At 62.6% G+C, this 21,462-nt stretch carries 21 protein-coding genes; 18 read left to right on the top strand and 3 right to left on the bottom strand.

Annotation, left to right across the window (positions count from 1 at the left end; all coding sequences use genetic code 11):
- Positions 1–21: 21 nt before the first annotated feature.
- A complete protein-coding gene (locus ACWGTO_RS12595; protein WP_454575176.1) occupies positions 22–387 on the top strand; it encodes a PRC-barrel domain-containing protein in 366 nt (121 codons plus the stop codon).
- A gap of 69 nt (positions 388–456) precedes the next feature.
- Here the strand turns inward: ACWGTO_RS12595 and ACWGTO_RS12590 are convergent, their stop codons facing one another.
- Positions 457–579, bottom strand: a complete 123-nt coding sequence (locus ACWGTO_RS12590) for a hypothetical protein (protein WP_454575175.1) — start codon at positions 577–579, stop codon at positions 457–459.
- A gap of 198 nt (positions 580–777) precedes the next feature.
- Between ACWGTO_RS12590 and eno the strand changes: the two genes are divergently transcribed.
- From eno to ACWGTO_RS12535, 11 genes are all read left to right on the top strand, one after another.
- Positions 778–2,052 carry a phosphopyruvate hydratase gene (gene eno, locus ACWGTO_RS12585; RefSeq protein ID WP_454575174.1) on the top strand — a complete coding sequence of 425 codons (1,275 nt, stop codon included), beginning with the start codon at positions 778–780 and terminating at the stop codon, positions 2,050–2,052.
- Positions 2,053–2,190: 138 nt separating this feature from the next.
- Positions 2,191–2,514, top strand: coding sequence for an FtsB family cell division protein (locus tag ACWGTO_RS12580; protein WP_352558862.1), 324 nt, complete (start codon positions 2,191–2,193; stop codon positions 2,512–2,514).
- Positions 2,515–2,710: 196 nt separating this feature from the next.
- Positions 2,711–3,757 (top strand): pyruvate dehydrogenase (acetyl-transferring) E1 component subunit alpha, encoded by a 1,047-nt coding sequence (gene pdhA, locus ACWGTO_RS12575; protein WP_454575173.1) that lies wholly within the window; start codon positions 2,711–2,713, stop codon positions 3,755–3,757.
- 15 nt (positions 3,758–3,772) lie between these two features.
- Entirely contained in the window at positions 3,773–5,158 is a 1,386-nt protein-coding gene (locus ACWGTO_RS12570; protein WP_454575172.1) for a pyruvate dehydrogenase complex E1 component subunit beta, read from the top strand.
- Between the two features lie 18 nt (positions 5,159–5,176).
- Entirely contained in the window at positions 5,177–6,562 is a 1,386-nt protein-coding gene (locus tag ACWGTO_RS12565; protein WP_454575171.1) for a pyruvate dehydrogenase complex dihydrolipoamide acetyltransferase, read from the top strand.
- Positions 6,563–6,576: 14 nt separating this feature from the next.
- Entirely contained in the window at positions 6,577–7,002 is a 426-nt protein-coding gene (locus ACWGTO_RS12560; protein ID WP_454575170.1) for a hypothetical protein, read from the top strand.
- Positions 6,999–7,640 carry an SGNH/GDSL hydrolase family protein gene (locus ACWGTO_RS12555; protein WP_454575169.1) on the top strand — a complete coding sequence of 214 codons (642 nt, stop codon included), beginning with the start codon at positions 6,999–7,001 and terminating at the stop codon, positions 7,638–7,640. The genes ACWGTO_RS12560 and ACWGTO_RS12555 overlap by 4 nt, the downstream gene beginning before the upstream one ends.
- An 82-nt stretch (positions 7,641–7,722) precedes the next feature.
- Positions 7,723–9,189: a dihydrolipoyl dehydrogenase gene (gene lpdA / locus ACWGTO_RS12550; protein ID WP_454575168.1), complete on the top strand. Its 1,467-nt coding sequence runs from the start codon at positions 7,723–7,725 to the stop codon at positions 9,187–9,189.
- Between the two features lie 102 nt (positions 9,190–9,291).
- Entirely contained in the window at positions 9,292–9,549 is a 258-nt protein-coding gene (locus ACWGTO_RS12545; RefSeq protein WP_181056890.1) for a GlsB/YeaQ/YmgE family stress response membrane protein, read from the top strand.
- 126 nt (positions 9,550–9,675) lie between these two features.
- A complete protein-coding gene (gene lipA, locus ACWGTO_RS12540; protein WP_454575167.1) occupies positions 9,676–10,653 on the top strand; it encodes a lipoyl synthase in 978 nt (325 codons plus the stop codon).
- Between the two features lie 57 nt (positions 10,654–10,710).
- Positions 10,711–11,172 (top strand): type II toxin-antitoxin system RatA family toxin, encoded by a 462-nt coding sequence (locus ACWGTO_RS12535; protein WP_454575166.1) that lies wholly within the window; start codon positions 10,711–10,713, stop codon positions 11,170–11,172.
- Here ACWGTO_RS12535 and ACWGTO_RS12530 read toward each other — a convergent pair.
- Positions 11,148–11,657, bottom strand: coding sequence for a CinA family protein (locus tag ACWGTO_RS12530; RefSeq protein ID WP_454575165.1), 510 nt, complete (start codon positions 11,655–11,657; stop codon positions 11,148–11,150). The two genes, ACWGTO_RS12535 and ACWGTO_RS12530, sit on opposite strands and share 25 nt — an antisense overlap.
- Entirely contained in the window at positions 11,654–12,877 is a 1,224-nt protein-coding gene (locus ACWGTO_RS12525; protein WP_454575164.1) for a bifunctional 2-C-methyl-D-erythritol 4-phosphate cytidylyltransferase/2-C-methyl-D-erythritol 2,4-cyclodiphosphate synthase, read from the bottom strand. The genes ACWGTO_RS12530 and ACWGTO_RS12525 overlap by 4 nt, the downstream gene beginning before the upstream one ends.
- Positions 12,878–13,016: 139 nt before the next feature.
- Here ACWGTO_RS12525 and dusB point away from each other — a divergent pair, with 139 nt between their 5' ends.
- From dusB to ACWGTO_RS12495, 6 genes are all read left to right on the top strand, one after another.
- The gene (gene dusB, locus ACWGTO_RS12520) at positions 13,017–14,039 is read left to right on the top strand and encodes a tRNA dihydrouridine synthase DusB (RefSeq protein WP_454575163.1); all 1,023 of its coding nucleotides are present in this window, start codon (positions 13,017–13,019) and stop codon (positions 14,037–14,039) included.
- Positions 14,036–15,181 (top strand): two-component system sensor histidine kinase NtrB, encoded by a 1,146-nt coding sequence (locus tag ACWGTO_RS12515; RefSeq protein ID WP_454575162.1) that lies wholly within the window; start codon positions 14,036–14,038, stop codon positions 15,179–15,181. The genes dusB and ACWGTO_RS12515 overlap by 4 nt, the downstream gene beginning before the upstream one ends.
- On the top strand, positions 15,178–16,635 hold the full coding sequence (gene ntrC, locus ACWGTO_RS12510; protein WP_454575161.1) for a nitrogen regulation protein NR(I): 1,458 nt from the start codon (positions 15,178–15,180) through the stop codon (positions 16,633–16,635). The genes ACWGTO_RS12515 and ntrC overlap by 4 nt, the downstream gene beginning before the upstream one ends.
- 142 nt (positions 16,636–16,777) lie before the next feature.
- Complete coding sequence (locus ACWGTO_RS12505) at positions 16,778–19,066, top strand: ATP-binding protein (RefSeq protein ID WP_454575160.1); 2,289 nt, start codon at positions 16,778–16,780, stop codon at positions 19,064–19,066.
- Positions 19,056–20,417, top strand: coding sequence for a nitrogen assimilation response regulator NtrX (gene ntrX / locus ACWGTO_RS12500; RefSeq protein WP_181056899.1), 1,362 nt, complete (start codon positions 19,056–19,058; stop codon positions 20,415–20,417). The genes ACWGTO_RS12505 and ntrX overlap by 11 nt, the downstream gene beginning before the upstream one ends.
- Positions 20,418–20,519: 102 nt before the next feature.
- Positions 20,520–21,380 (top strand): D-amino-acid transaminase, encoded by an 861-nt coding sequence (locus ACWGTO_RS12495; protein ID WP_454575159.1) that lies wholly within the window; start codon positions 20,520–20,522, stop codon positions 21,378–21,380.
- Positions 21,381–21,462 lie beyond the last annotated feature (82 nt).

Genomic DNA, 21,462 nt, shown 5'->3' with positions numbered 1-21,462 from the left:
CGACAGTGAGGAGCATCAGACATGACCACCCAGACAGGCCACACCGAAGCCATTGCCGCTTCGCGCGTCATCGGCACGTCGGTGTACAACACCGAAGGCAGGAACATCGGTAGCATCGAGGACATCATGCTCGACAAGACGTCGAACGGTATCATGTTCGCGGTTATCGGCTTTGGGGGCTTTCTCGGCATTGGCGAGAAGTATCACGCCATTCCATGGGCGAGCCTCGACTATGATGAGAACAGAGGCGGCTATGTCGTGCCGTTCTCCAAGGACCAGCTGAAAGCGGCTCCAGCCTATTCGATCAATGAACTGGCCGGCGCCGATGGCGAGGCCGCACGTGACGCTTCCTATGACTACTACAAGGTCACGCCCTATTGGCATTGATCCGGCGCGCTGACGCCTGACGAGAAAAGGCCCCCGACGGGGGCCTTTTTCGATCCGATGGGACAGTTCCTATTGGCCTGCGTAAAGCGTCGACAACTCAGTTGCCGCCTTTGGCGACTGCTGGGTGTCGCATGACGTCAGGAACGCCGCCGCGATCAGAAACAAACTCACGATACCGCTTAACTCGGACATGGCGAAACTCCTCCTGTTTCGCCCCGCGCAGCTGCAACCATAAACCAGAAACGGCCACGCCATGCATGAATTATGATGACAGAAAATTGCGCTTCGTGAATCCCTGACGCGGCACTATTTGCAAGCGCCCCGATTGCCTTTTGCGGCGCTTTGGCTAAGAGGGGCGCGACGCTTAATCGATCAATCGGGGACATCGCAATGACCGCCATCATCGACATCATCGGGCGTGAAATTCTGGACAGCCGCGGAAATCCGACCGTCGAGGTCGATGTTGTTCTCGAAGACGGCTCGATGGGCCGTGCCGCGGTGCCGTCGGGCGCCTCGACCGGCGCCCATGAAGCCGTCGAGCTTCGCGACGGCGGCGCCCGCTATCTCGGAAAGGGCGTGCTGAAGGCGGTTGAGGCCGTCAATGGCGAGCTGTTCGAGGCGATTGGCGGCATGGAGGCCGAGAACCAGATCCACATCGACCAGACCATGATCGAGCTCGACGGCACGCCCAACAAGAGCCGCCTCGGCGCCAACGCCATCCTCGGCGTCTCGCTGGCGGTGGCCAAGGCGGCCGCAGAAGCCGCCGGCCTGCCGCTCTATCGCTATGTCGGCGGCACCAAGGCGCATCTGCTGCCGGTGCCGATGATGAACATCATCAATGGCGGCGCGCATGCGGACAACCCGATCGACTTCCAGGAATTCATGATCCTGCCGGTCGGTGCGCCGACGCTGCGCGAAGGCGTGCGCTGGGGGTCGGAAATCTTCCACACGCTGCGCAAGAAGCTCAAGGACGCCGGCCACAACACCAATGTCGGCGACGAAGGTGGCTTTGCCCCGAACCTGAAGAGCGCACCGGTGGCGCTCGACTTCATCATGGAATCGATCGAGAAGGCCGGCTTCAAGCCGGGCGAAGAGATCGCGCTCGGCCTCGATTGCGCGGCGACCGAATTCTTCAAGGACGGCAACTATGTCTATGAAGGCGAGAAGAAGACCCGCGATCCCAAGGCGCAGGCCAAATACCTGGCCAAGCTCGCCGCCGACTATCCGATCGTCTCGATCGAGGACGGCCTGGCCGAGGATGACTGGGAAGGCTGGAAATACCTGACCGATTTGATCGGCAAGAAGACGCAGCTGGTCGGCGACGACCTGTTCGTCACCAACACGGCGCGGCTGCGCGACGGCATTCGCATGGGCGTCGCCAACTCGATCCTGGTGAAGGTCAACCAGATCGGCTCGCTGACCGAGACGCTCGACGCCGTCGAGACCGCGCACAAGGCCGGCTACACTGCCGTCATGTCACACCGTTCGGGCGAAACCGAGGATTCGACCATTGCCGATCTCGCCGTCGCCACCAATTGCGGGCAGATCAAGACCGGCTCGCTGTCGCGCTCCGACCGCATGGCCAAATACAATCAGCTGATCCGCATCGAGGAAGAGCTCGGACAGCAGGCGCGCTACGCCGGCAAGTCGGTGGTGAAGGCGTAAGTTCAGCCGAATTGGCGAAAACGACGAAGGGCGGGATCTTTCCCGCCCTTTTTCGTTTTAGCCGCTGGCCAATGCGCCTGTCCGTAACCGTCCATTAAGCACAATCGGGCGACAAAAGGCGGTCAAAGGATTGCGACGATGTGGACACGCCAGCACAAGCAGAGAAACACCGGCCGGCTGATCATCCCGTCGCTTTGCGTGGCGTTCCTGGCCTATTTCGGCTTCCACGCCTATCATGGCGAGTTCGGCATCTACTCCAAATACCAGCTCGAAGCGCAGACCGTCGAATTGCAGGCGAAATACGATGCCATCAAGGCGCGCCGGGTCGATCTGGAGCGGCGCGTCCAGCTGATGCATGAGGGCACGCTGGAGAAGGATATGCTTGACGAGCAGGCGCGCCGGGCGCTTAATCTGTCCCAAGCCGATGAAATCACCATCATGCTGCCGGCGAATTCGAAATAACTGAATTTCAGTTAATCGCTATTATATCAAATGATTCTAACCGTTTAGACGCATGACAGCCATGCATTTTTCAGCATGGCGAAACGCTTTCTCGCGTGTTAGCCTCCTTGAAATCGGTGGGGAGAGCTGATCTCCCTCGGAGCAGATTTTTGTGCTGCTCTTGTGTCCGCAAAGAGACGCCAACAGGGAGTGATGCATGGCCACCGCCGCCAAAAAAGCGCCTGCCAAATCCGTCAAATCGACATCCGCCAAATCCACGGGGCTTTCCGCTCCCAAGCCAGCCGAATTCACCAAGGACGAGGAGCTTGCCGCCTACCGGCACATGTTGCTCATCCGCCGCTTTGAGGAAAAGGCCGGCCAACTCTACGGCATGGGCTTCATCGGCGGCTTCTGCCACCTCTATATCGGCCAGGAAGCGGTCGTCACCGGTATGAAGATGGCGCTGATCGACGGCGACCAGATGATCACCGCCTATCGCGACCACGGCCACATGCTGGCGATGGAGCTATCGCCGCGCGGCGTCATGGCCGAGCTGACCGGCCGCCGCGGCGGCCTGTCGAGGGGCAAGGGCGGCTCCATGCACATGTTTTCCAAGGAGAAGCATTTTTATGGTGGCCACGGCATTGTCGGCGCGCAGGTGTCTCTCGGCACGGGGCTGGCCTTCGCCAACCGCTACCGCGACAACAACAATGTGTCGCTGACCTATTTCGGCGATGGTGCAGCCAACCAGGGTCAGGTCTATGAAAGCTTCAACATGGCCTCGCTGTGGAAGCTGCCGGTGATCTACATCATCGAGAACAACCGCTACGCCATGGGTACTTCAGTGTCGCGCTCGTCGGCCGAAACCAATTTTTCGCATCGGGGCGCCTCGTTCAAGATTCCCGGCATCCAGGTCGATGGCATGGATGTGCGCGCGGTCAAATCCGCCGGCGATCAGGCGACTGAATGGTGCCGTGCCGGCAACGGGCCGATCATTCTGGAAATGCAGACCTATCGCTATCGCGGTCACTCGATGTCGGACCCGGCGAAGTACCGCTCCAAGGAAGAAGTGCAGAAGATGCGCTCCGACCATGACCCGATCGAACAGGTCAAGGCGCGGCTGACGGCCAAGAAATGGGCAAGCGAAGACGAGCTCAAGTATATCGACAAGGAAGTCCGCGACATCGTCGCCGACGCCGCCGAATTCGCCCAGCATGACGTCGAGCCGGATCCGTCCGAGCTCTGGACCGACATCGTATTGTAACGGGAGGGCAAGGACATGCCGATCGAAATTCTCATGCCCGCTCTCTCGCCGACGATGGAAGAGGGCAATCTTTCCAAGTGGTTGAAGAACGAAGGCGACAAGGTGGTCGCCGGCGACGTGATCGCCGAGATCGAGACCGACAAGGCGACGATGGAAGTCGAAGCGGTCGATGAAGGCACGCTTGCCAAGATCGTGGTGCCTGCCGGTACCGAAGGCGTCAAGGTCAATGCGGTGATCGCCGTGCTTGCGGTTGACGGCGAAGACGTCGACAAGGCTGGCGAAGGCATCGGCGAAGAGCCTCCCAAGGCTGAAGCAGCCGCGCCTGCGCCAGCTGCCGCGAAGAGCGAGGCTGCCGCGCCCGTCGCTGCCGCACCGAAGACGGAAGTCGCCGCCGATCCCGACATCCCGGCCGGCACAGAGATGGTCTCGACCACGGTGCGCGAAGCCTTGCGCGACGCGATGGCCGAAGAGATGCGCCGCGACGGCGACGTCTTCGTCATGGGCGAGGAGGTTGCCGAGTACCAGGGCGCCTACAAGATCACTCAAGGGTTGCTGCAGGAATTCGGCCCGCGCCGCGTCGTCGACACGCCGATCACCGAGCACGGCTTTGCCGGCGTCGGCGTCGGCGCGGCGATGGCCGGCCTGAAGCCGATCGTCGAGTTCATGACCTTCAACTTCGCCATGCAGGCGATCGACCAGATCATCAACTCGGCGGCCAAGACGCTTTACATGTCGGGCGGCCAGATGGGCGCGCCGATCGTCTTCCGCGGACCGAATGGGGCGGCTGCCCGCGTCGGCGCCCAGCATTCGCAGTGCTACGCCGCCTGGTACAGCCATATCCCGGGCCTGAAGGTGGTGATGCCCTATACGGCCTCGGACGCCAAGGGCCTGCTCAAGGCGGCGATCCGCGACCCGAACCCGGTCATCTTCCTCGAAAACGAAATCCTCTACGGCCAGTCCTTCGACGTGCCGAAGCTCGACGATTTCGTGCTGCCGATCGGCAAGGCGCGCATACACAAGCAGGGCAAGGATGTCACCATCGTCTCCTTCGGCATCGGCATGACCTACGCGATCAAGGCGGAAGCCGAGCTGCGCGGCATGGGCATCGACGCCGAGATCATCGACCTGCGATCGATCCGCCCGCTCGACCTCGACACCATCGTCGCCTCGGTGAAGAAGACCAACCGCCTGATCGTGGTGGAAGAAGGCTTCCCGCAGAGCTCGGTCGGCGACCACATCGCCAACCAGGTATCGCAGCGCGCCTTCGACTTCCTCGACGCGCCGGTCATCACCATCGCCGGCAAGGACGTGCCGATGCCCTATGCGGCGAACCTCGAAAAGCTGGCGTTGCCCAATGTCGGCGAGGTCATCGAGGCGGTCAAAGCCGTCACCTATCGCTAAGCCGGCTGGGAGGACATCATGCCAATCAACATCACCATGCCGGCGCTCTCGCCCACGATGGAAGAGGGCAATCTTTCCAAGTGGCTCGTGAAAGAGGGCGACAAGGTTTCGCCGGGCGACGTGATCGCCGAGATCGAGACTGACAAGGCGACGATGGAAGTCGAAGCGGTCGATGAGGGCACCGTCGCCAAGCTGGTCGTTCCGGCCGGCACCGAAGGCGTCAAGGTCAATGCTCTGATTGCCATTCTGGCCGGCGAAGGCGAGGATGCCGGCGCCGCGGCAAAGGGTGGCGGCGATGCCGCGCCCAAGGCCGAGGCTCCGAAAGCCGAGGCTCCGAAAGCCGAAGCTCCGAAAGCTGAAGCACCAAAGGCGGAAGCCGCTGCCGCGGCGCCCGCGCCGACGAAGGCCGCGGCCGCGCCAGTTGCTAACGGCCACGCCGGGGGCGAGCGTACCTTCGCATCACCGCTGGCTCGTCGCATTGCCAAGGATGCCGGCCTCGATGTCTCTGCCGTGACCGGCACCGGGCCACATGGCCGCGTCGTCAAGGCTGATGTCGAAGCGGCGATTGCCGGCGGCGGCGCCAAGGCGGCACCGGCCGCAAAGGCACCTCCTGCCGCCGGCGCGCCCGCTGCTCCGGTTGCCGCGCCCAAGGCGATGTCGGACGAGCAGGTGCTGAAGCTGTTCGCCGAAGGCTCCTACGAACTCGTCCCGCACGACAATATGCGCAAGACCATCGCGCGCCGCCTGGTCGAGGCCAAGTCGACCATCCCGCACTTCTACCTGACGCTCGATTGCGAGCTGGATGCGCTGTTGGCGCTGCGTACGCAGTTGAATGCCGCCGCTCCGACGAAGAAGACCGACAAGGGCGAAGCTCCCATCTACAAGCTGTCGGTCAATGACATGGTGATCAAGGCGATGGCGATGGCGCTGATGGCGGTGCCGGATGCCAACGCGTCGTGGACCGACAGCGCCATGGTCAAGCACAAGCATGCCGATGTCGGCGTTGCCGTGTCGATCCCCGGCGGCCTGATCACGCCGATCATCCGCCACGCCGACGAAAAGACGCTGTCCACCATCTCCAACGAGATGAAGGACCTGGCCAGCCGCGCGCGCAGCCGCAAGCTGAAGCCGGAGGAATATCAGGGCGGCACCACGGCGGTGTCCAATCTCGGCATGTTCGGCATCAAGGACTTTGCCGCCGTCATCAACCCGCCGCATGCGACAATCCTCGCGGTGGGTGCCGGCGAGCAGCGCCCGGTGGTCAAGAACGGCGAGATCAAGGTCGCCAATGTCATGTCGGTGACGCTGTCGACCGATCACCGCGCCGTCGACGGCGCGCTCGGCGCCGAACTTCTGGTCGCCTTCAAGCGCATGATCGAAAATCCGATGGGCATGCTGGTCTAGGAAGGAAAAGGGCGGTGCGGATAGTCTTCACCTCCTTCATGGCCTTCTTCCTGTCCTTGCTTGCCGGCGCCATCGGTGCGGTAGGATTGGCAGTAAACACAGGCGCGCACGAAGAATACATTCTCGTGTTCTTCGCGTGCGGGCTGGTCACCGCTGCCGTGACGATATTGTTTTTCATTGCACAGTTTTTTCCCAATCCGCTCAAGGCCATCAATTGGGTTGGGATCGGCACATTCGCCTTGTTCGCGCTGATTGGTTTCGGCTTGATCGGCTGGACTTTTTCCCAACCGCCCGAGGGGCGCGATTGGGGAGGGAACCTGCCAATCATCGCGGGATTGGTTCTGTCGAGCCTGGCTACGATTGTGGTGCATTGGCTGTTCGTACAGTGGCGGGTTAGGCGCGGGCAGCCGGGTTTTGGCAGAGGCGAGGCAAGGGCGTGAAGACAATTCTCTGCTATGGCGACTCCCTGACCTGGGGCTACGACGCGGCAAGCCTTGGGCGGCATGCGCTGGAAGACCGCTGGTCGAGCGTGCTCAAGGTGGCGCTGGACGACGATGATATCGAAGTCATCGCCGAGGGCCTGAATGGCCGCACCACCGCCTTCGACGACCATCTGGCAGGCGCGGACCGCAACGGTGCAAGACTGCTGCCGACGATCCTGACGACGCATGCGCCGATCGACCTGATCATCATCATGCTCGGCGCCAACGACATGAAGCCGTGGATCCACGGCAATCCGGTCGCCGCCAAGCAGGGCATGCAACGCTTGATCGATATCGTGCGCGGCCACGACTATCCGTTCGACTGGCCCGCGCCGCAGATCCTGATCGTGGCGCCGCCTGCGGTCAGCCGGACCGACAATGCCGAATTCAAGGAAATGTTTGCCGGCGGCGACGAGGCCTCGAAGCGGCTGGCGCCGCAATATTCGATCCTTGCCGACGAGGCCGGCTGCGGCTTTTTCGACGCCGGGACCGTGGCTGAGACCACGCCGCTCGACGGTGTTCATCTCGATGCGGAAAACACGCGCAACATAGGTGAGGCATTGGCGCCATTGGTGCGCGTGATGCTGGAACTCTAGATCATAGAAGTGAGCATGATGTCGTCCGAAAACCGCTTCACACTTTTCGGCATCGTGCTCTGAACAATCAGGGAGAAACCCCGTGGCAGAATCCTACGACGTCATCATCATCGGCTCCGGCCCCGGCGGCTATGTCACGGCGGTGCGCTCCGCCCAGCTCGGCTTCAAGACGGCGATCGTCGAACGCGAGCATCTCGGCGGCATCTGTCTCAACTGGGGCTGCATCCCGACCAAGGCGCTGCTGCGCTCGGCCGAGATCATGCATTATTCGGATCATCTCAAGGACTACGGCCTGAAGCTCGAAGGCGGCAAGGTCAGCGCCGATACGGCCGCCGTGGTCGACCGCTCGCGCAAGGTGTCGCTCAGGCTCAATGGCGGCGTCGCCTTCCTGATGAAGAAGAACAAGGTCGACGTCATCTGGGGTGAGGCCAAGCTGTCGAAGGCTCCTTCAGGTGATAAATTGGGCGAGATCGTCGTTTCCAAGACCGCCAAGAAGGCGATGGAGCCGCAGCCGCCGGTGCCGAAAGGCGTCAAGGGCGAGGGCACCTACGCCGCCAAGCACATCATTCTCGCCACTGGTGCGAGGCCGCGCGCGCTGCCCGGCATCGAGCCGGACGGCAAGCTCATCTGGACCTACTTTGAAGCCATGGTGCCGAAGGAGATGCCGAAATCGCTGCTGGTGATGGGCTCCGGCGCCATCGGCATCGAATTCGCCTCCTTCTACCGCACCATGGGCGCCGAGGTCACGGTGGTCGAACTGTTGCCGGCGGTGATGCCGGTCGAGGACGCCGAAGTCTCGAAATTCGCGCAGAAACAGTTCGAGAAGCAAGGGATGAAGATCATCCTCGAGGCCAAGGTGACCAAGGTCGAGAAGGGCGCCAACTCCGTCACCGCGCATGTCGAGATGAAGGACGGCAAGGTCGAGAAGATATCAGCCGACCGCATGATCTCGGCCGTCGGCGTCCAGGGCAATATCGAAAACCTCGGCCTCGAGGCGCTCGGCGTGAAGACGGATCGCGGCTGCGTCGTCGTTGATGGCTACGGCAAGACCAACGTGCCTGGCATCTACGCCATCGGCGATGTCGCCGGACCGCCGATGCTGGCGCACAAGGCCGAGCATGAAGGCGTGGTCTGCGTCGAGAAGATCGCCAATTTCCCTGGCGTGCATGCAACAGACAAGCTGAAGATTCCGGGCTGCACCTACTGCAACCCGCAGGTCGCCTCCGTCGGCTTGACTGAAGCCAAGGCCAAGGCCGAAGGCAAGGACATACGCGTCGGCCGCTTCCAGTTCGGCGCCAACGGCAAAGCGATCGCGCTCGGCGAGGACCAGGGTTTCATCAAGACCATCTTCGACAAGAAGACCGGCCAGTTGCTCGGCGCCCACATGGTCGGGGCCGAAGTGACCGAGCTGATCCAGGGCTTTGTCGTGGCGATGAACCTGGAGACGACGGAAGAAGAGCTGATGCACACCATCTTCCCGCATCCGACGCTGTCGGAAATGATGAAGGAAAGCGTGCTCGACGCCTATGGGCGCGCGCTCAACGCATGATAAATTGCTGCCGCGAGACTCAGACGCATGCGCCGGAGGAACCTTACGGCAAGGCAGTTCGTATCCGGATGCATTTTCACCTGATCAAGGAGGAGTTGGCATATGGACGTGAATGGCGTGGGCTGGATTGCAGCCATCATCATCGGCGGCTTGGCCGGGTGGCTGGCCGAGATGGTCATGAAGAGCAACACCGGCATCTTGATGAACATCATTATGGGCATTGTCGGTGCGGTGGTGCTCAACGCCATCCTCAGGGCTCTCAACATCGAGCCCTTCGGCGTCGGCTGGCTCGCTTACCTGATCACCGGCTTCATCGGCGCCTGCCTGCTGATCTTTGCAGGGCGGCTCATTCGCCGCTAGAGCCCGCTATGCGAAAAAGGCTGTGGCGGCATGCGCCGCCGCGGCCTTTTTCTTTGCCCCGAAAAGTCTTAAGTGACGTTCTAAAGGCTGACGCCGACGGGCAGACGCCAACAAGTCAGGTTTGAGATGGTCACTGTCCTCGACACGATCGCCAACGCGCCGCGCCTGCGGCACCCCGAAAAGGCGCACAAGCCCGACCAGGACGTGCTGCGCAAGCCCGACTGGATCCGCGTCAAGGCGCCGGTGTCCAAGGGCTATGCCGAAACGCGCGAGATCGTGAAGTCGCACAAGCTGGTGACGGTGTGCGAAGAGGCCGGCTGCCCCAATATCGGCGAGTGCTGGGAAAAGAAGCACGCCACCTTCATGATCATGGGCGAGATCTGCACGCGCGCCTGTGCCTTCTGCAATGTCGCCACCGGCATCCCGACCGCGCTCGATGCCGATGAGCCGGCGCGCGTCGCGCATGCTGTCAAGCAGATGGGGCTGACCCACGTCGTCATCACCTCCGTCGACCGCGACGATCTTGCCGATGGCGGCGCGCAGCATTTCGCCGAGGTCATCCGCGCGATTCGGGCGGCGACGCCTTTGACCACAATCGAAATCCTGACGCCCGATTTCCTGCGCAAGGAAGGCGCGCTGGAGATTGTCGTGGCGGCGAAGCCCGATGTGTTCAACCACAATCTCGAAACCGTGCCGTCGAACTATCTGACGGTGCGACCGGGCGCGCGCTATTTCCACTCGATCCGGCTGTTGCAGCGGGTGAAGGAACTCGATCCGTCGATCTTCACCAAATCCGGCATCATGGTCGGCCTCGGCGAAGAGCGGAACGAGATCCTGCAGCTGATGGACGATCTGCGTTCGGCCAATGTCGACTTCATGACCATCGGCCAGTATCTGCAGCCGTCGAAGAAGCACCATCCGGTGATCCGCTTCGTCACGCCGGAAGAGTTCAATTCCTTCGCGACGATCGGCAAGACCAAGGGTTTCCTGCTGGTGGCGTCGAGCCCGCTGACGCGCTCCTCGCATCATGCCGGCGACGATTTCGCCAGGCTGCGGGCGGCGCGCGAAGCGCAGCTCAAAAAAGCTGCCAACGCCCTGCTTTAAATCTGTGATGCAAGTCGTTTTCTCAAAACCGGGGCCACTTTTGAGCGACATGCATTAATGCCGAAATTCGAAGCCACCCGCCGCGTTTCCCACACGCCGGAGCAGATGTTTGCGCTGGTCGCCGATATCGAGACCTATCCGCAGTTCCTGCCACTCTGCGAAGCGCTGACGGTGCGCTCGCGCAAGGAGCGTGACGGCCGCACCATTCTCGTCGCCGATATGAGCATCGGCTACAAGGCGATCCGCGAGACCTTTACGACGCAGGTGCTGTTGAAGCCGGACGAGAACACCATCGACGTCAAATACATCGACGGGCCATTCAAATATCTCTCCAATATCTGGCGCTTCGAGCCGGCCGACGGTGGCGGCTGCAGCGTGCGCTTCTTCATTGACTATGAGTTCAAGAGCCGCATCCTCGGCGCGCTGATGGGGACCATGTTCGACCGCGCCTTCCGCATGTTTTCGGAAGCCTTCGAAAAGCGCGCCGACGTCATCTATGGAACGACGCCCATTTCGTGAGTGTCGCCGAGCGCCCGCAGGCCGATCTCCAGCGCATGCCTGACCGTCTCGCTGCGAATGAAGTCGCGGCCATTGTCGGCAAACAGATTGAGCTCGGCGGCCACCGGCCCACCCCTGAGCGCCACCCCGAACCAGACCAGGCCGACCGGCTTGTCCGGCGAGCCGCCACCGGGGCCGGCGATGCCGGTGACGGCAAGCGCCAGGCCGGCGCGCGAGCGGGCCAATGCGCCGGCGGCCATCGCCAGAACCGTTTCGCGCGAGACGGCGCCATGCGCTTGAAGCGTGGCGGCCGGGACGCCGAGCATCTCCATCTTGGCTTCGTTGGAATAGGTGATGAGGCCGCGATCGACGACGGCGGACGAGCCGGCAATGTCGGTGAGGGCAGCAATGATCATGCCGCCGGTGCAGCTTTCGGCGGTCGCCAGCATGATGCCGCGCTGCTGGCAGGCCTGTAGCAGGGCGTTAGCGAGGTCGCTGTTGTTCATGCCGGGACGTCCCCGGGAAAGACGACGCTGGCGGTGGCGATGGCGGCAATGCCTTCCTCGCGGCCGACAAAGCCGAGTTTTTCGTTGGTGGTCGCCTTGATCGAGATGCGATCGGCGGAAATGCCCAGCATCGCCGACAAGGCCTTCGTCATGGCCTCGCGATGCGGGCCGACGCGCGGCGCCTCGCAGATCAGCGTGATGTCGGCATTGGCGATGCGCCCGCCGCGTTCGCGCACCAGCTTTGCTGCATGTTCGACGAAGATTTTTGAAGCCGCGCCCTTCCATTGCGGATCGGAAGGCGGGAAATGCGTGCCGATGTCGCCGGCGCCGCAGGTGGCAAGCAGCGCATCGGTAAGCGCATGCAGGCCGACATCGGCATCCGAATGTCCGGAGAGCTTTTTGCCGTGGGGAATGGCGACGCCGCACAAGGTGACATGGTCGCCGGGCTCGAAGGCATGCACGTCATAGCCATTGCCGGTGCGGATGTCGGGAAAGCGTTCGCCGGTAAGCCGCTGATCGGCCATCGCAATATCCCTAGCCCAGGTGAGTTTGACATTATCCGGCGACCCCTGGACGATTTTGACCGGAATATGCGCCCATTCGGCGATCGCGGCATCGTCGGTGAAATCCGATTTGCCAAGATGATGGGCCTTTTCGTGTGCCGCGAGCAACGGCCAGAACGGAAAGCCTTGCGGCGTCTGTGCAGCATGAAGGCCCGCCCTCGGCACCGTCTCCTCGATCATGCCGGTGACCGATTCGCGCTTCAGCGTATCGGCGACGGGCAGCGCCGGCAGCGCGCCCTGGCGCTCGCCAATGGCCGCGATGGTGCGGCCGATCAGGGCCGCGTCGACAAATGGCCGCACCGCATCGTGCACGAGGACACGGCCCGGCGCCTGGCCCCTCAGTTCGAGCAGTCCCAGCCGAACCGAAGCTTGGCGCGACTCGCCGCCGACCACGGTGGTGACCCGCTCGGCATTGGCGCCGGCTGCCTTGTCGAAAAGTGCGCGGTCATCGGCATGGATGGCGACGACGACTGGCCCAATCTCAGGGTGCGCGAGGAATGTCTCCAGCGTGCGCGCAATGACGGCACGGCCGCCGATGCGCTGATATTGTTTCGGTCCGTCGGCCTGTCCGGCACGGGCGCCGCGGCCGGCGGCGACGATGACCACGCCGACCTTGTCGGTCGCCGGCCCGGCCAGTTTTTCGCTTGCTTCTGTCATGCCGAGAGGCTTAGTCGCGGCTCATGGCTAAGGCCAGCATTTTCCCAAATGCGCCGCCATGTGACGTCATTGCGCGTTGCACAATGCCTCTCTTATGTCTAGAGAATGTGCAGCGATCCGATATGCTTGGTTTTTGTGCATGCTTGAACTGACAAAATTGGCTTCGCCGCTCGATGTCGGCGGCGTAAGGATCCGCAATCGCGTCTTCCTCGCGCCGATGTCTGGGATAACCGACGAGCCGTTCCGGCAGCGCGCCTACGCGCACGGCGCTGGCCTGGTCGTATCGGAGATGGTGGCGAGCGGCGAGCTTGCCAAGGGCAGGGCCGGCTGCGACCTGCGCATCCGTCATTCCGGGCTGCCCGTCCACATGGTCCAGCTTGCCGGCCGGGAAGCCTCGCATATGGCCGAGGGTGCGCGCATCGCTGCCGGTGAGGGCGCCGACATCATCGACATCAACATGGGTTGCCCGGCCAAGAAGGTGACCGGCGGCTATGCCGGCTCGGCGCTGATGCGCGATCTAGACCACGCAATGTCGTTGATCGAAGCGGTGGTCGGCGCGGTCCAGGTACCGGTCACTGTGAAGATGCGGCTCGGCTGGGACGACAATGCGCTGAACGCGCCCGCTCTGGCGCGCCGTGCTGAAGAGGCCGGTGTCAAAATGGTGACGGTGCATGGCCGCACGCGATGCCAGTTCTATCAAGGCAAGGCCGATTGGGGCGCGATCGCCCGAATCAAGGACGCCGTCTCGATCCCGGTCGTTGCCAATGGCGATGTCGGCTCGCCGGCGGAAGCTGCCGAAATCCTCGAACAGTCGGGCGCCGATGCGGTGATGATCGGCCGCGCGCATTACGGCGCGCCGTGGACGGCGGGCCGTATCGCGGCGACGGCTGCGGGCGGGGCGCCCTCTGGCGTGCCGGACAGCCCGGAAGCCATGGCCGACTACATTGCTACCCATTACGAGGACATGCTGACGCTTTACGGCGTTGAAAGCGGCCTGCGCCAGGCCCGCAAGCATCTCGGCTGGTATATCGACCGCCATGCCGCCGGCGTCACTGACGATCGGCGCAAAATCATCCTCACCTCGTTCGAGCCCGCCTGCGTCATCGCTGTGTTGCATGAGGTGTTTTCCGGCGAAGCAGCGCCCCTGCGGAGTGCCGCATGAACGCGCCTGCCGCACCGGGTACCGAGATGGCGGATGCCGCCCATATCGTGCTCAACACCATCCGCCGTCCGGTGATCATGGTCGATCCCGATGGGTTCATCACCTACGCCAATGCCGATGCGGAGGATTTCTTCCGCTCGAGCGCGACCATGCTGGCGCGCAACACGCTATCCAAGCTTATCCCGTTCGGCAGCCCGCTGTTACAGCTGGTCGACCAGGTGCGCGAGCGCCGCGCGCCGGTCAACGAGTACCGTGTCGACGTGTCGTCGCCGCGGCTCGGCATCGAGAAGGTCGTCGATCTCTATGTCGCGCCGGTGCCGGAATTCCCCGGCTCGGTCGTGGTAATGTTCCAGGAACGCTCGATGGCCGACAAGATCGACCGGCAGATGACGCATCGGGGTGCTGCACGTTCAGTCACCGGCCTTGCCGCCATGCTGGCGCACGAGATCAAGAACCCGCTGTCGGGCATACGCGGCGCGGCACAGCTGCTCGAACTGTCGGCGTCCGACGAAGATCGCGCTCTGACCCGGCTTATCACGGATGAGACCGATCGCATTGTCTCGCTAGTCGACCGCATGGAGGTGTTTTCCGACGAGCGACCGATCGACCGATACCCCGTGAATATCCATGTCGTTCTGGATCACGTAAAGGCGATCGCCAAGAACGGTTTTGCCAAAAGAATCAGGATATTGGAGGACTATGATCCATCATTGCCCCCGGTTTTCGCCAATCGCGACCAGCTGATCCAGGTGTTTCTCAACCTGGTCAAGAATGCCGCCGAGGCGATCGGCGGCGACCCGCAAGGCGAGATCGTGCTGTCGACCGCGTTCAGACCGGGCATTCGAGTTTCCGTGCCGGGAACGCAGGACCGCGTATCGCTGCCGCTGGAGTTCTGCGTGCGCGACAATGGGTCCGGCGTTTCGGAAGACATCCTGCCGATCCTGTTCGACCCGTTCATAACCACCAAGCCGAACGGCTCGGGGCTCGGCCTGGCGCTGGTGGCGAAAATCGTCGGCGAGCACGGCGGCGTCATCGAATGCGATTCGACGCCGCGCGGCACCACCTTCCGCATCCTGATGCCGGCCTGGAAAGAAACACCGATCGACACTGCCGATGATGAAGGCGAAGGAGACCGCAAATGACGGTTCGCGGCAATATTCTCGTCGCCGACGACGATGCGGCCATCCGCACCGTGCTCAACCAGGCGCTGTCGCGCGTCGGCCATGAGGTACGCGTGACCTCCAACGCTTCGACGCTGTGGCGCTGGGTGGCGGCGGGCGAGGGCGATCTGGTCATCACCGACGTGGTGATGCCGGACGAAAATGCGTTCGACATGCTGCCGCGCATCAAGAAGGCGCGGCCTGAGCTTCCGGTCATTGTGATGAGCGCCCAAAACACCTTTATGACCGCGATTCGTGCTTCAGAAACGGGCGCTTACGAGTATCTTCCGAAGCCGTTCGACCTGACCGAACTGCTCAGCATCGTCAACCGGGCGCTGTCCGAGCCGCGGCGGCCGAAGATCGACGCCCGGCCGGAAGAACAGCCTGACGCGATGCCGCTGGTTGGCCGCTCGGCGGCCATGCAGGACATCTATCGCATGCTGGCGCGCATGATGCAGACCGATTTGACGGTGATGATCTCGGGCGAATCCGGCACCGGCAAGGAACTGGTGGCGCGCGCGTTGCACGAGTACGGCCGGCGCCGCGGCGGTCCGTTCGTGGCCATCAACATGGCGGCGATCCCGCGCGACCTCATCGAATCGGAACTGTTCGGCCACGAGAAGGGCGCGTTCACCGGGGCGCAGAACCGGTCGACCGGCCGTTTCGAGCAGGCGGAAGGTGGCACGCTGTTCCTGGACGAGATCGGCGACATGCCGATGGAGGCGCAGACGCGGCTGCTGCGCGTGCTGCAGCAGGGTGAATACACCACGGTTGGCGGGCGCACGCCGATCAAGACCGACGTGCGCATCGTCGCCGCCACCAACAAGGATCTGCGCACGCTGATCAACCAGGGGCTTTTCCGCGAGGATCTGTTCTATCGCCTGAACGTCGTGCCGCTGCGGCTGCCGGGCTTGCGTGAGAGGTCGGAAGACATTCCCGATCTGGTGCGGCATTTCTTCAAGGTCGGCGCCAGCGAAGGCTTGCAGACCAAGCGCATTTCGACCGGCGGCATCGAATTGATGAAGCGCTATCCTTGGCCGGGCAATGTGCGCGAACTGGAAAACCTGGTGCGCCGGCTTGCCGCGCTCTACTCCCAGGACGAAATATCCGCCGAGATCATAGAAGCCGAACTGAAGACAGGCGAAAGGCCGGTCGTTCCCGGCGGCGGCAACCTGATCCCGGACGATCTGTCCATCGGCCAGGCGGTGGAGCACTTCCTGCAGCGCTATTTTGCCTCTTTCGCCGGCGAACTGCCGCCGGCCGGCCTCTATGAGCGCATCCTGTCCGAGGTCGAATATCCGTTGGTCCTCGCTTCCATGACGGCAACGCGCGGCAACCAGATCAAGGCGGCCGAATTGCTGGGTTTGAACCGCAACACGCTGCGCAAGAAGATTCGCGAACTCGGGGTCAACGTCTACAAATCGTCGAGATCGTGAACGCGCACCGGTCGAAGTGACGCGAGGTCATCCCTTTTCAGGGGATCGGCGGCTGAAAGTTTCCCTCGCGGCCACACTTGTTGCATAATCGCCACAATGCGTTGCATACATCCGACGCAATCACTGGCTCTTAGACGGCGACATGGCTTCGCAGGCTCTTACATCAAACGAACCGCTCTTCAGCAGGCCCGGCGGAAGGGATGGACGCCGGCTGCTTGCGCTGCCCGGCGTTGTCGCAATCACCGGGGCGCTGGTTACGGCCGCAATCTCCTTTGCGATCCTGGTCGGCGCGACGCCGATCACGCCGGACGCAAACACGACGCTGACGCTGATTGCCGTCAACGCCGGGTTCGTGCTGGCGCTGATTGCCCTGGTCGGCCGCGAGGTGCATCGCATCGTCATGGCGCGCCGGCACGGCAAGGCGGCGTCGCGGCTGCATGTGCGCATCGTGGCGATGTTTGCGCTGGTCGCCGCCATCCCCGCCATCATGGTGGCCATCATTGCCTCGATCACGCTCGATATCGGCCTCGACCGCTGGTTCGAGATCCGCACCAAGACGATCGTCAACTCGTCGCTGTCGATTGCCGATGCCTATGTGCAGGAAAATGCTCGCAATCTTCAGGGCACGACGCTGTCGATGGCTTACGATCTCGACGCTTCACGCACGCTTTACGGCCTCGATCGAACCGGTTTTCTCGACCTTATGAACAAGGAAGCCGTGGGCAGGAGCCTGGCGCATGCGGCGCTGATCAAGCCGGATGGCTCTTTCGTCATGAGCGCCAAGACCGATACGAATTTCGCCATGCCGGAGCCGCCGGAAGGGGCTGTGGCGAGTGCGGCCGACGGCAAACCGGTGCTGATCGAGCCGAAGACGCGCAACATCATGGGCGCCATCGTCAAATTGCGGGAGATCGAAGGCCTCTATCTCTACACCATTCGTCTCGTCGATCCCCAGGTGATCAAGGCGCGGCAGATCGTGCAGTCCAACACCGCAGAATATCGCGGCCTGGAAGATAATAGACGGACCTCGCAGGTGGCGTTCGCGCTGCCCTATCTGTCGCTGACGCTGATCATCATCCTGTCGGCCATCTGGACCGGCATAGCGGTTGCCGACCGTCTGGTGCGGCCCATTCGCCAGCTCATCGGCGCGGCCGACGAGGTTGCCACCGGCAATCTCGATGTCGCCGTGCCGGTGCGGCCTTCCGACGGTGATGTCGCCTCGCTCGGCGATACGTTCAACAAGATGCTGCTTGAGCTGAAATCGCAGCGCAACGAGATCCTGTCGGCCAAGGATTTGATCGACGAGCGGCGGCGTTTCTCGGAAGCGGTGCTGGCCGGCGTCACCGCCGGCGTCATCGGCGTCGACCCCTACGGCATCGTCACCATCGTCAACAAGTCCGCCGAAACGATGTTGGCCATATCGGCGACGGCAGCGCTCGGGCAGAACCTGTCGGCCGTGCTGCCTCATGTCGGCCGCGTCTTCGAGATCGGCCGCAAATCCGGCAAGCCGGTCTATCGCGAGCAGGTCACCTTCTACCGCGCCGGCGCCGAGCGCACCTTCAACGTGCAGATCACCATCGAGGCCGGCGACGACGGCTCGGAGGAGAAGTCCTACGTGGTGACGGTCGACGACATCACCGATCTGGTCCAGGCGCAGCGCTCTTCGGCCTGGGCGGACGTGGCACGGCGTATTGCGCATGAAATCAAGAACCCGCTGACGCCAATCCAGCTTTCGGCAGAGCGCATCAAACGCCGTTTCGGCAAGGTCATCACCGAGGACCGCGAGATTTTCGATCAGTGCACCGACACCATCATCCGGCAGGTCGAGGACATCGGCCGCATGGTCGACGAATTTTCTGCTTTCGCCCGCATGCCGAAGCCCGAGATGAAGGCCATCGATCTGCGCGAATCATTGCGCGAGGCCTCGTTCCTGGTCGAGGTGAGCCGTGCCGACATCGCTTTCGAACGCGTCTTCGGCAACGAGCCGCTCAAGGGCACTTTCGACAGCCGCCTGATGGCGCAAGCTTTCGGCAACGTCATCAAGAACGCCGCCGAAGCGATTGACGGACTGGAACAAAAGGACGGTTCGCACGGCATAATCCGGATTCAAGCTACCCGGCAGAATGGCGCGATCAGAATCGACGTCATCGATAATGGCAAAGGCCTGCCGCGCGAGAATCGCCAAAGGCTGCTCGAGCCCTATATGACGACGCGCGAGAAGGGCACCGGGCTCGGCCTCGCCATCGTCAAGAAGATCGTCGAAGACCACGGCGGGCGGCTCGAACTGCACGATGCGCCTGCGGACTTCCACGGTGGACGCGGCGCGATGATCTCGATCATCCTGCCACCAGCCGCCGCAACCGCGCCGCCACGCGGTCAAGGCGAAACGGAACACGAAAGAGAAACTGAAAAGGTCGGTAATGGCGTCTGATATTCTCATCGTCGATGACGAGGAAGACATCCGTGAACTCGTCGCGGGCATATTGAGCGACGAAGGACATGAAACCCGCACGGCGTTCGATGCCGACAGCGCGCTCGCGGCAATAGCCGATCGTGCGCCGCGGCTGATTTTCCTCGACATCTGGCTGCAGGGCTCGCGCCTGGACGGGCTGGCGCTGCTCGACGAGATCAAGACGATGCATCCGAGCCTGCCGGTGGTGATGATCTCGGGCCACGGCAATATCGAGACGGCAGTGTCGGCCATCCGCCGCGGCGCCTATGATTTCATCGAGAAGCCATTCAAGGCCGACCGGCTGATCCTGATTGCCGAGCGGGCGCTCGAAACCTCGAAGTTGCGGCGCGAAGTTTCCGACCTCAAGCAGCGCAGCGGCGAAACCTTCGACCTGATCGGCATGTCGTCGGCGATGAGCCAGCTGCGCCAGACCATTGAGCGCGTCGCGCCGACCAACAGCCGCGTCATGATCATCGGCCCGTCCGGTTCTGGCAAGGAGCTCGCCGCGCGGGCCATCCACACGCTGTCGACGCGCAAGGGCGCGCCGTTCGTGACGCTGAGTGCGGCCAACATCACGCCCGAGCGCATGGAGATCGAGCTGTTCGGAACCGAATCGAACGGCACCGAGCGCAAGGTCGGCGCGTTGGAGGAGGCGCATCGCGGCATTCTCTACATCGACGAAGTCGCCGACATGCCGCGCGAGACGCAAAACAAGATCCTGCGCGTGCTGGTCGAGCAGCAGTTCGAGCGGGTCGGCGGCACCAAGCGGGTCAAGGTCGACGTCCGCATCATTTCCTCGACCTCGCAGAACCTCGAAGCGATGATCGCCGACGGTCGTTTCCGCGAGGACCTCTATCACCGTCTGGCGGTGGTTCCGGTCATGGTGCCGGGCCTGGCCGAGCGGCGTGAGGACATTCCGTACCTCGTCGACAATTTCATGAAGCAGATCGCACGCCAGGCCGGCATCAAGCCGCGCCGCATTGGCGACGATGCGCTGGCCGTACTGCAGGCGCACAACTGGCCGGGCAATGTCCGCCAGTTGCGCAACAATGTCGAACGGCTGATGATCCTGGCGCGCGGCGACGATGTCGATGCACCGATCACCGCCGACCTTCTGCCGTCGGAGATCGGCGATGTCATGCCGCGTACGCCGAACCAGTCGGACCAGCACATTATGGCGCTGCCGCTGCGCGAGGCCCGCGAACAGTTCGAGAAGGATTACCTGATCGCCCAGATCAACCGGTTCGGCGGCAACATCTCGAAGACGGCGGAGTTCATCGGCATGGAGCGCTCCGCGTTGCACCGCAAGCTGAAGTCGCTGGGGGTCTGATCCCCATTGTTGTTGGGCCGCGGGCCGTGGCCCATGCAATTGCCGGTTACGGCGGCGGCGGAATCGCCTAGAAATAGCGGGACTTTTCAGAGGGATCACTGGATGCCGCGCATTGCCTATGTGAACGGGCGCTATGTCGCCCATGCCGCCGCTGCCGTGCATATCGAGGATCGCGGCTATCAGTTCGCCGACGGCGTCTACGAGGTCTGCGAGGTGGCGCAAGGCTTTATCGTCGACATGCCGCGCCATCTTGCCCGGCTGAACCGCTCGCTCAGCGAACTTTCGATCGACTGGCCGGTCACCAAGGGCGTGCTGCCGCTTCTCCTACGCGAGGTCGTGCGGCGTAATCAGGTCGTCAACGGCCTGGTCTATGTCCAGGTGACGCGCGGCGTCGCCAGCCGCGACTTCGTTTTCCCGACCGACACACTGTCGTCGCTGGTCATTACGGCCAGAAAAGCCGATCCGGCGGCGGCCGTAAAGCGGGCCGAGACCGGCATCAAGGTCATCACCGTGCCGGAAAACCGCTGGGATCGTGTCGACATCAAGAGCACCGGCCTGCTGCCCAATGTGCTGGCCAAGCAGAAGGCCAAGGAAGCCGGCGCCCAGGAGGCCTGGTTCATCGACACCGACGGCAACGTCAAGGAAGGCGGTTCGTCGAATGCCTGGATCGTCACCCGGGACGGCGTCCTGGTGACCCGGCCGGCCGAGCACGGCATCTTGCGCGGCATCACCCGTACCACCATGTTCGAGGTGGCGGCCAAGCTCGGTTTGAAGATCGAGGAACGCGGTTTTTCGGTCGCCGAGGCCAAGGCGGCGCGCGAAGCTTTCATCAGTTCGGCAACGACAATCGCCATGCCGGTGGTGGCAATCGACGGCGCTGCGGTCGCCAATGGCCATCCCGGCTCAATAACACTTTCATTGCGGCAAGCCTTTTTTGACGTTGCGGAAAAAAGTCCAGCCTGATAACCGCACAGGTGGAATGAACATCAATATATCTCGTTCTGCTTGTCGTTACTGACGGCAAGGGGGTGTTTGCAAGCTTGAC

This window comes from Mesorhizobium sp. PL10 (assembly GCF_053714315.1).
Note: the sequence above shows the minus strand (reverse complement) of the source record. Positions and strands in the feature narration are given on the sequence as shown.